Raw genomic sequence first — 7,848 nt, 5'->3', positions numbered from 1 at the left:
GTTAAGAAATCGCGAAGCCTTGTAGTGATTTTAGGAAATTACGAATGGTTTTAGGCTTTCAGCCTAAAAATACCTACGAAAAGGCGTCTTTTCTTCCCGCCCGTACCGAACGGTACATTCGGGCGGGTTGCTTCGTTTTCTTTGGACGAGCAAAGAAAATGAAGATAAAAATTTTAGGTAGTACTATTTGTTAAGTAGATGCTCGACATCGGACACCCGACACTGGACAATAATCAGTTGATTCGTTTATGTCTGGATTTGTCATGCTGAACCTGCCCGAAGGTCATGGCGGGCTTGATTCAGCATCTTTAGTCTTAGAAGGATTCCGAATCAAGTTCGGAATGACAGGCTTTAGGTTCCTATGACTTTAGCCCTCCAACTCATCAACAACTGCCTCAACATCTACCTCCTTCGGCGCAGGAATGAACAGTTCCTCCGTGTTCGTTAATGTGCGATCGGTATAGTAGTATACGAGTCCGAGGCCGTGAAAGGGTTTTTCCATTTTCCAGGCTTTTGTTAGTCCCGAAAGCGGGTAATCCCAGTTGTGGAAGATACCGTTTACGTAGGCATAGTTCTTCCCAACGAGTACCTGCCCGTCCCCTCTCAGGTTTCTGCGTTCGTAGTAAACGGGCATTCCGAATGCGAATAGTGCCAATATGGCTATAAGGCCCACCATCACAAGGGCCATAAACCCCTTTCCATCTTCGATAAATAGTATGAACCCACCAAATATCAGCAATATAAGGACAGTCGTCACTCCAAACATCACCCGGTTCTTTTGCTTTTCGTGTTTTACCATTTGCTCGGCGTAGGCCTTTTTTTCTTCGGAAGTCAGGCTCCAGGCAGCCACTATATTCTCACCTGTGATAAGCTTTTTCAACTTCTTAGCCCGTCCCCTGAACATCAGGGCAACGACAAGGGTTACCACGAACACGAAAAAACTTAGGACCGAGATGGCTGGATGCACCGGAAGTATTTCCAGGTCCATAAAGGCTACTATTATGATCACCAGCATGATCCCGGCAATGATCAGGGACCATTTCACAATGCCCAACTGGTTGTTTTTAACCTTCATCTTGCTGTTGATCCTCGAAAGATCTGAGGTTGCTATGTTTTTATGTCTTTCCATCCTATACTTCTTTAGCGTAGTTTATGTCCGCATTTTGCGCAGAAATTACTCTCGGGCTCGACATCAGCACCACATTCCGGGCAAAAGTTGATCTCTTTTTCTTCGGATACTTCTTCATCGTCCAGGTCCAAAGTGATCATGGAGTTTTCAAGAATTTTATTCCGAAGTAAAACAGGATAGGTATAACCGTCAATATCGAGGTAAGGACAATTCTCTATACTATCCTGCAGTTCGAGGGTCTTATCACCTATCGGAATCCATTTCAATTTTCCTTTTTCTATCCATGGGGCGATATCGAAATCGTAATCGGCGGGTTCGTCGAAGGTGCTTCCCATCACCGCTGCTCCGTCAATATCTTGCGAAAAGTAAGCATCGGTCCCCCAGGTATTGATCCGCTCTATCTCATAGCTCCTGTCTTTGGAAAAATAGACCACTACATAGGCATCGTACAATCCAACTTTCAGGTGCGACAACACTGCGCAGATATCTTCGTTCTCCAGGAGTCGTGGTGAAACCCAGGGCACGGCGGGACCAGGTTTTACAGCAAATGGAATATCCGGCGCTGCGCCTATGATGTTCACACTCCCGGTGAGTGCATAATAAGTTTCACTTTCCTCATCCACTGCCCGCAAGGGTTTTTCAGCATCCCACCAGGGGCCGTCCAGTCCGTTCGTGTCGCAGGAAAAACTATAGGATTCCCCGGTAAATGGACAGCGGGATATCTCAATTCGAGGCAATCCATTGGTGTAAGTCTCTGAAATCTCTTCGAGTTCAGCCATGGCCCTGTCGTATTCCTCGTCCAAACGAACTTGCAATGCCTCATCCCCAGGGTTCTCCTCCATTTGGTTGGTCAGGTCTTCAACCTGGCTCCTGAGTCGGTAGAAATCTGCGACCAGCTTTTTCCTTTCTTCCATGGTAAATTGAACTTCCCTCATAGTTGTTTTCCATTTTTCAGTTATGCGGCCCCTTTGTAGAATATCGTTTTAATCTTAACGCCTCCCCCGCTTCCGGGTTCAAATTCTACCAGAGGTTCTCCTCCCTTAGAATGTCCCTTAGCGATCTTCTTGTATATACCTTTGTTTACTTTGATATCCTTCGAACTGCCGGTTTTCATATACTCCCACCACAGGTGTGCGCCGTGTTCAACATTGGTCACACCCGAATCGACCAGGTGTTTTATGGCCCGATCGTACTGTGCTCGGGTGAGGCGTTCGCCATTCGGTCCCCTGATATCGAAAATATCAATGTCGCCTGTGAAGGGTTTGCCTTTTCCCCCTTTTTTTCCGGAATAAACCACTCCATCTTCAACATGTAGTTTTCCGGCATCGGTATACTTCTCGATGTGATCTTTTTGATTCTGCCACTCCCTGTGCCTTTGTTTGTAGCGTTTGACTATTGCATCCCGTTTGGCCGGCGACAGGTTCTTCATCATTTTCTTGTTGAATTCAGGGTGGAAACTACCCACTTTTCCAATATTCCCTTTCTTGGCTCCGATGTAGGTGTCCAGTTCGCTAATGGTCTTATTCTTTACGAACATCTTCTTGGGAACGGCCTGGCCTGATTTCAAAAGTTTTCGTGCCGCCGCATTGGTAGGCCTTGTGATTATCTTAATGTTTAGCTTATTAGCGATCCTCTGAATGGCCTTCATACTGGCACTGGTATAACCGCTCACATCAGGTGGATGTCCTGCTTTTTCATAGTCCCCTTTGCCTTTCCTGATCTTCTTCGCTAGTTTCTCTGCTTTGGCATCTGCGGTTTTTTGGGCCTTCTGCTTCATCACCTTTCCTTGCAAGAACCTAATAATGGCCTCATCCCTCAACTGGCGAGCAGTGAACTTGGCTGCTTCAGGCACGGATCCCAGTCGTTTATATGCCATAGCAAAGGTGGCAACCGCGTAGATGGCCCATACCTTGGTCTTACTGCCTTTGTAGAACTTTTCGATGGTGCGGGTGCTTACGATCTGACCTTTTGAAGCACTGTACACCATCTGTTTATAGGTTTCCAGTTGTGCGTCGATGTATTCATCCACCGACTTACCTTCTATCGCCATCTTGTAACCGGTAAGCGCCGTTTCTTTAAAAGCGCTGGCAGCAAAGCCCGCAAAGGAGCCGGTGTAGGTCGCCACAACTACCTGGAAGGCAATATCGCCCATCCAAACTACCCATTCCAGGGTATCGATTATTGCTGTATGCCAGTTGGCGATGGCGAGGTAACCATCCCTTTTGTTGATCATGAGGTCGTGGGCGGCACTCCATATCTTCCTTCGGAATTCCACCATTCCCTCTATATCCATCTTGTATTTGTGGCGCTCTAGCAGTTCCAGGAGTTGCTTGCGTTGGTCCGACTCCGGAACCAGGTAAATAGCCTTAATACAGTTATCGTATGCCTCCCGCCATTTCGGGAACTTCTCACCTATACCATAGGTCTGTACTTTCAGTTTCAGTATCTTTTCGAAGGCTTCCGGACGATCGGTTTCTGTAACCGGAGCCGAAACCTTGTAAAGGAGTTCGTGGACATCACCAAAGCCGGGGAACTTCAGCGGGGCATTGTAGAAATACCTGGCACGAGGGATTGTGGTGACCAGGCTGTCGAAAACAAACTCAGTTTGCATGGCTTGGTCTATATTCCTGTGCACCAGCTTATCACCCTGCAGTTCGAAAGTAAGGTTCTTTAAGGCTGCGGCATCGACTTCCAGCTTGTTTGTATTCTCATTCAGATAATACAGGCTGAATTCCAGTTCCTTCTGAATATCTCCCTTGGCCAGGTATGCCAACTCCCCTTTTTTATCGAGCCCTTTGGTAATGTAGAGTCCTTCGTGGGATACGTACACATAGAGGTGTCGTTCCAGCGGTTCTTCGTCCTTTTGCTGTGCGGAGATCACCAGTTTTTTCTGAATGGACTGCTCATCCTCTGAAGGAATTATCTCAGGCCCCACCAGCGTTACTTTCGCTTTGGTATCGGATACTTTCAGGACAGACACCAGGGAAAGTGCCGTATCAGGTTCCCCTTCGTCATTTTGATACGAGGCTTTGAAATCCCAAGGTTCGCTGCCATCACAGCCTTCAATAAAGGCATCGAAATTAAGCTCTGTTTTCTCTCCTGAAGCGGTAAAGTTCAGATCGTGGGTATCTACACTGGTATCTATCTTACAATCCAGCAACTGTATCTCTATGTCTTCTTGTAAAATTTGCTCATCTTCCGGCACCTTCTCCATGAGTACTGAAACCACAACCGATTCCGGTGGGTGGGACACAGCCGCATTGGCATCCGGATCTGAAGCTTCAATATTAATGGCCTTCCAACCATCGTCTTCAACGGCTTCCGAAAGGTCCAGCCACTCACTTTGTTTTTTGAATTGTATTTCAGCAGTGAGATCAGGCATGTCATCGCCCCGTTCGTCCACAACCTTGGCATAGCAGCCCAGTTTTAAGTCTAAGTTGGGGCGTAAGCTCCGCTTGTTGTTAGGCGAGGTCTTAACTACTAATTTCTTCTCTGTGCTTGCTTTTATTAGCACTTCCGCCTTGTGATTGCTACCCGCGGCTGATGCGAAAACCGTTATTTTAAATTCGTTGTTTTGCGGTTTATCTAAAAGGGTAAGCGTACTGTTAAGTGTTCCAACAGTGGTAAACGGCATGATCTTCAATGCTCTTTCTGAATTCTGAACGCTGATATTCGCACTAACTACCTTTTTATCCTTTTCGGTAACCCTCCAAACCTTGGCCTCCAGGGTTTGTGGTTTCTGAAGGTCCAGGGCAAATTCACCCTGGTTCAATTGAAGCACATAATAGGTCTGTTTTTTCTGCTGCTTCTTTTGTTTTTGCTGTTTTGGTTGGGGTTTGGTTTTTTCCGGCTGTTTCTTTGGTTTTGACTTGGTTAAAAGTTTGGCCAAACCAATCACGGAAGCAATGATGACTGCCCCTATCACCACTACCCAGATAATACCGTCGTTATCGGAACTGGAAGGTGTTGTTGTTGGCGGAGGCGCATCGATAAGTTCAAACTCCAATTCCTGCACATGCTGGAACATTAGATCCTGGTACTGTCTGAACGTCAATGGACTTTTGTCCTTGATGTAATTCACACCAGATCTAATGAACACACCGAGGTTGTTGTTCAGAAAAATAAAATAGCAATATTCTACGTGATTAGGGTCTGACCTATCCGCATAAAAAATCGTAGTCCTGCCACTTATCTCACCCATTTGCACATTGGGAGCCCGGTTATTCGGGTATTTTCTTTTGAAGTACTCTTCATAGGATAAGATGGCATTGTTTTGCCGGTTATATTCCTGGACCGCCTCAACGTACTGCGGATATTCATAATCAACCACATAAGCATTGTAAAAAGAACTGGGGGGTGCTCCTGAAGCACCGATCCTGATTCCTCCAGTGTTTCCCAGGTAATTCAGGAATAATTGAGCTACATCATCTCCCTGCCCCATATTGAGATTGCTGGTATAGTAGACAGAATAACTAGTATCTGTGGAATTCGGATTGTAGATCCAGGAATCGGATAAATTCCCGGGGTGGGTAATACGAACTGTTTGAGCAAATGAAAGTAATGTGTATAAGAAAAGTAGTGAAAAAAGCAGCGTTTTTCGAAGAGGTGCGGATCTATTCATGGAGCTAAATTTAACCCGTTACTAACAGCAAAAGGCCATGCAGACAGTCCCTGGAACGAACTTCACATGAGCCAGAATAAAACTAAGCGCATATCAAAATCTACGCAATGATATTCATCAGAAGTGAATAAATAATTAAAAAAACATTGTAATTTTTGTGGAGGACATGACAAAATTCAAGGTATTGATCATTCATCCCACACGAGGTTTTCGGATTTTGGTTTCATGCATGAAAATTCAGAATAAATACTTTAAACACGCCTCGAACAACAGGCGTTTAGTATCTTTAATGCACGGTACTATCAATTGGTACGGCGGTTAAATTCTTTTAATTGGCAGATCGGTCCCAATGAAGGATATTAATTACATCTTCTTGTTACTTGCCCTGGTGGCAGAGGTGATCGGGACTATAGGTGGATTTGGTTCTTCTGTGTTCTTCGTACCACTTGGGAATTTCTATTTCGATTTTTATTCGGTGCTGGGACTAACGGCTCTCTTTCACCTTTCGAGCAACCTCAGCAAGATCATGCTGTTCAAGAAAGGGCTGAATAAGAAATTATTACTCACCATAGGAGTTCCCTCAGTACTATTTGTGATCGTTGGGGGCTATCTATCCAAGATCTTTCAGAGCAACTACCTGGAACTTATCCTGGGGATCTTCCTGATCGCGTTCAGCCTGCTTTTCATCATTTTCAATAAGATTGTGATCAGCCCCAAAACAAGGAACGCTATCCTGGGAGGCTCTGCATCCGGTTTTTCAGCCGGTTTCCTGGGAACGGGAGGGGCTATCCGAGGCCTCACCATGGCTGCCTTCAACCTGGAAAAAAGCGTATTCATCGCCACATCGGCATTTATCGACTTTATGATCGATTTCTCCCGAACCTTTGTCTATTACAACAATGGGTATATCCATGCTCATGATCTGAAATATGTGCCTTTCCTTTTTGTTATCGGTTTGCTGGGTTCCTATATTGGCAAACGGATTTTAAAATATATACCTCAGGATAAATTCCGAAAGTTGTCTCTATTCTTCATCCTTATAATAGGAATAGTCACTATCTTTAATATACTATTGAAGTAATCACGGAATCAGGGCCTTACAATACATTTAGAGGCAGTAAACCTATTCAGAAATGAAAGAATTTGAACGTATTTTACTGGAATTCAAAAGCCTTGAATCAAGCGATCTCCTGATACAGCTCGCCCAATTCCTGCTGTGGACGTTTTTTATCATTTTTGTCACCTGGCTAGTCCGAAAAGCAATCACCCGAACGGTTGCCGATAACACTATGCGTTATCGTGCACGTAAGGTTGTAAGACTTTTTAGTTACACACTTGTTGTACTGCTGGCCATTATTACTTTTACCGGTAACGTACAGTACTTTACCATTGCCATCGGACTCATAAGCGCCGGTCTGGCGTTTGCCCTTCAGGAGGTGATACTGAGTATAGCCGGATGGATCGCTATTTTCGCTTCCAATATCTACAACCCAGGTGATCGTATAGAGATCAACAATGTGAAAGGCGATGTGATAGATATAAGCATTACCAAAACAACACTGATGGAAATCGGGCAATGGTCCAATAGTGACAATTACAGTGGTCGTATTGTGCAGGTGAGTAACGCCTTCGTTTTCAAAGGCAATGTGCACAATTATTCGACCGACTTCCCTTTTGTTTGGGATGAGATCATCTTACCGGTCAAATATGGTTCAGACGTTCAATTAGCCCAGCAGATCGTATTGGAAAACGCGCAAACCATGCTGGCTGAATACACCAAATTCGCTAAAGAACATTGGAAGAAAATGGTTAAAAAATATCTTATTGAAGACGCCAATGTTGAACCTACAATTTCAATAAAACTAACCGATAACTGGATAGAGTTCACCCTCAGGTATGTAGTTGATTACAAAAAAAGGCGACTGACAAAAAGTGCCTTATTCAAACAAATAAATGAAGGCCTGCAAGCTACGGAAGGCAAGGTGTCCCTTGCTTCGGCTACATTTGAATTGGTTGGTTTACCCGAAGTACAACTGGACATTAAAAAACAGTGACGAATCCAACAAGCGAAGCCTGAAGGCTACCATAATTTATTCAC

Annotated in this window: 5 protein-coding genes; 2 read left to right on the top strand and 3 right to left on the bottom strand. The window is 44.8% G+C overall.

Annotated elements, in window-relative coordinates; all coding sequences use genetic code 11:
* Positions 1–367: 367 nt before the first annotated feature.
* From J1N09_RS12005 to J1N09_RS11995, 3 genes are read right to left on the bottom strand one after another with little or no spacing between them, the layout of a single operon-like run.
* Positions 368–1,129 (bottom strand): hypothetical protein, encoded by a 762-nt coding sequence (locus tag J1N09_RS12005; RefSeq protein WP_265200475.1) that lies wholly within the window; start codon positions 1,127–1,129, stop codon positions 368–370.
* Between the two features lie 11 nt (positions 1,130–1,140).
* On the bottom strand, positions 1,141–2,064 hold the full coding sequence (locus J1N09_RS12000; protein ID WP_265200474.1) for a zinc ribbon domain-containing protein: 924 nt from the start codon (positions 2,062–2,064) through the stop codon (positions 1,141–1,143).
* 20 nt (positions 2,065–2,084) lie between these two features.
* The gene (locus J1N09_RS11995) at positions 2,085–5,750 is read right to left on the bottom strand and encodes a hypothetical protein (RefSeq protein WP_265200472.1); all 3,666 of its coding nucleotides are present in this window, start codon (positions 5,748–5,750) and stop codon (positions 2,085–2,087) included.
* A gap of 349 nt (positions 5,751–6,099) precedes the next feature.
* Between J1N09_RS11995 and J1N09_RS11990 the strand changes: the two genes are divergently transcribed.
* Complete coding sequence (locus tag J1N09_RS11990; RefSeq protein ID WP_265200471.1) at positions 6,100–6,831, top strand: sulfite exporter TauE/SafE family protein; 732 nt, start codon at positions 6,100–6,102, stop codon at positions 6,829–6,831.
* Positions 6,832–6,883: 52 nt separating this feature from the next.
* Positions 6,884–7,804, top strand: coding sequence for a mechanosensitive ion channel family protein (locus tag J1N09_RS11985; protein WP_265200469.1), 921 nt, complete (start codon positions 6,884–6,886; stop codon positions 7,802–7,804).
* Positions 7,805–7,848 lie beyond the last annotated feature (44 nt).

The organism is Aureitalea sp. L0-47 (assembly GCF_026126405.1).
Classification (GTDB): Bacteria; Bacteroidota; Bacteroidia; order Flavobacteriales; family Flavobacteriaceae; genus Pukyongia.
This window is presented reverse-complemented; position numbering and strand designations above follow the sequence as displayed.